The following is a 2,629-nucleotide window of genomic DNA, read 5'->3' as shown; positions in this document are numbered from 1 at the left end:
CTGGCCGGGCGGTGGCTTCGGCGCCGGTACGGTCGACAACCGCATCGTCGGCAACATCGACATCGCGCCGACCATCCTCGACGCGGCCGGGATCACCCCGACCACGCCGCAGAACGGCCACTCACTGCTCTCCACGTACAGCCGCGACCACATACTGACCGAGTGGTGGAAGCAGGGCGCCGGCACCGGCGGTCCGGACACCTGGGCGTCCTACGTCAGCACCACCAAGCAGTACGTCGAGTACTACGACCTGCACACCGACGCGAACGGTCAGCAGGTCGGCACCGGGCAGGTGCTGTTCCGGGAGTACTACGACCTGGTCAACGACCCGTACCAGCTGGTGAACAAGCTCTACAACGCCACTCCGGCACAGGAGCAGGCCCTGGGTATCCCGGCCCTGGCCGCCCAGCTCGCCGCCGACCGCACGAGCTGACCCCCCGAACAACCGATTGCGGTGGTCCGCCCGCCCGCACGTGGGGGCGGACCACCCGTCCACCACCGTCCCCGGTCGAATGCAGGCTGAACAAAGACCTGACAAAGACCGAACAAAGAGAGATGTCATGTCTGGTTCCTGCTGCACCCCCGGCCGCGATCCCGTCGGTGTCGGGACCATCACAGTCGTACGCTCGTCTATATCCCGAACCGGGCGTATGGTCCAGCTTCCCGGCGGACGCTTCCTGATGGGCACCGAGGATGACGAGGGTTATCGCGCCGACGGTGAGGGCCCGGTCCGGGAAATCGAGCTGAACCCGTTCTCGATCGAACCCACCACGGTGACCAACACCCAGTTCGCCACGTTCGTCAACGCGACCGGGTACGTCACCGACGCCGAGCGATACGGCTTCTCCTTCGTCTTCGAGGGTTTCCTGTCCGAGGATCTCAACCGGGCCTCACCGGCCGTACACGCCACTCCCTGGTGGTGTGCGGTGTCCGGAGCGGTCTGGAAGCACCCCGAGGGGCCAGGCTCGTCCGTCACCTCCCGGCAGAATCATCCCGTCGTGCACGTCTCGTGGAACGACGCGCAGGCGTACTGCGCCTGGGCCGGCGTCCGGCTACTCACCGAAGCCGAGTGGGAGTACGCCGCGCGCGGTGGGCTGGAACAGCGCCGTTACCCGTGGGGGGACGAGCTGACACCCGGTGGGCGGCACCGGTGCAACATCTGGCAGGGCGACTTCCCGAACCTCGACACCGGTGAGGACGGGTACATCGGCACTGCCCCGGTGAAGTCGTACCGGCCCAACGGCTACGGCCTCTACAATGTTGTCGGTAACGTCTGGGAATGGTGCGCAGACTGGTTCAGTGCCACGTTCCACGCGACCGGACCGCGCACGAACCCGACGGGGCCGTCCGACGGTCACGCCAAGGTGATGCGTGGTGGGTCGCACATGTGTCATGCGTCGTACTGCAACCGGTACCGTGTCGCCGCACGGAGTTCGAACACCCCGGACAGCTCCGCTGGCAACATCGGCTTCCGTACGGCGGCCTGACCTGTCGCAGGCCCGTCATGCGCAGGACATCGGACCGTCGTCTGACGTGGCAAGGCTGGCCGACGTAGCATCAAACACGCACCGGTCGACGGACCGGACACCGAAGCAAAGGACGCATGCCATGCCCAACCTCGGTACCACCGAGCTTCTGATCATTGCGTTCGTCGTCATCCTGCTGTTCGGATCCAGGAAGTTGCCCGATGCCGCGCGCTCGTTCGGGCGTTCGTTGCGGATTTTCAAAGCTGAGACCAAGGGGCTCAGCCAGGACGAACAGGCCCCAGCCGCATCCTCGGCCGCTCCGCCGCAGCCCCAGGCACAGGCCGCACCGCAGCCGATCGAGTCCGGCCAGCCGGCCGTGAGCCCGCAACCGGCGTCGACCGGCGCTGTCGGGGTCAACGGCCAGTCCGCCGGTACGGGCGACACCAGCCGGCGCTGACACGGCCGAAGACCACCGACCGCCTTTCCACGAGCAGGAGTAGCCGCCCGTGCCCGGGTTGCCCACGCCGCGGCGGATAGCGCACGCGGTGCAGTTCCGCCGCACCAGGACGGTCGAGGACAGCCGGATGTCGCTCACCGAGCACCTGCGGGAGCTGCGCAACCGGCTGGCAAAGGCACTCATCGTGCTCGCCGTCGCCACGGCAGTCTGTTTCTACTTCGAGCCGCACATCTTCAACTTCCTCAAGGACCCGTACTGCTCCCTGCCGGAGGACATCCGCTCCGGCGTCGACGGGCAGTGTCAGTTGGCCTTCTTCGGCATCCTCGACGCCTTCATGATCCGGTTGAAGATCTCACTGATCGCCGGAGCGGTCGTGTCCGCGCCCGTCTGGCTCTACCAGCTGTGGTCGTTCATCACACCGGGTCTGCACCGGCACGAACGCCGGTGGTCGCTGACGTTCGTCGGTTTCTCACTGGTTCTGTTCGCCCTCGGCGGCTTCTTCGCCTACCTGACCCTGAGCAAGGGGCTGGAGCTCCTGCTCGGATTCAGCGGGGACGGGCTCGTCAGCATCCTCGACGTCAACAAGTACCTGAGCTACGTCATCGCCATGCTGGTCGTGTTCGGGCTGTCCTTCGAGATTCCGCTGCTGGTGGCGATGCTGAACCTGGCGGGCGTGGTCAGCACGGCCAAGCTGCGGTCGTGGCGG

General features: G+C 66.5%; 3 protein-coding genes and 1 pseudogene. All 4 read left to right on the top strand.

What is annotated here, in order from left to right; all coding sequences use genetic code 11:
• A pseudogene (locus DD1DGNOD_RS14150) lies at positions 1–433 on the top strand (sulfatase); the annotation flags it as partial.
• 127 nt (positions 434–560) lie between these two features.
• A complete protein-coding gene (locus tag DD1DGNOD_RS14145) occupies positions 561–1,487 on the top strand; it encodes a formylglycine-generating enzyme family protein (protein ID WP_283234694.1) in 927 nt (308 codons plus the stop codon).
• 121 nt (positions 1,488–1,608) lie between these two features.
• Positions 1,609–1,923 carry a Sec-independent protein translocase subunit TatA gene (tatA, locus tag DD1DGNOD_RS14140; RefSeq protein ID WP_131766893.1) on the top strand — a complete coding sequence of 105 codons (315 nt, stop codon included), beginning with the start codon at positions 1,609–1,611 and terminating at the stop codon, positions 1,921–1,923.
• A 49-nt stretch (positions 1,924–1,972) separates the two neighbouring features.
• The coding region (tatC, locus tag DD1DGNOD_RS14135) for a twin-arginine translocase subunit TatC (RefSeq protein ID WP_131770358.1) at positions 1,973–2,629 on the top strand (657 nt) is incomplete at its 3' end.

The sequence above is a fragment of the Candidatus Protofrankia californiensis genome (assembly GCF_900634765.1).
In the GTDB taxonomy this organism is placed as follows: Bacteria; Actinomycetota; Actinomycetes; order Frankiales; family Frankiaceae; genus Protofrankia; species Protofrankia californiensis.
This window is presented reverse-complemented; position numbering and strand designations above follow the sequence as displayed.

Bases quoted from the DNA above. Each gene is read 5' to 3' on its own strand.
- DD1DGNOD_RS14145 (WP_283234694.1), top strand. From the start codon at position 561: ATGTCTGGTTCCTGCTGCACCCCCGGCCGCGATCCCGTCGGTGTCGGG.
- tatA (WP_131766893.1), top strand. From the start codon at position 1,609: ATGCCCAACCTCGGTACCACCGAGCTTCTGATCATTGCGTTCGTCGTC.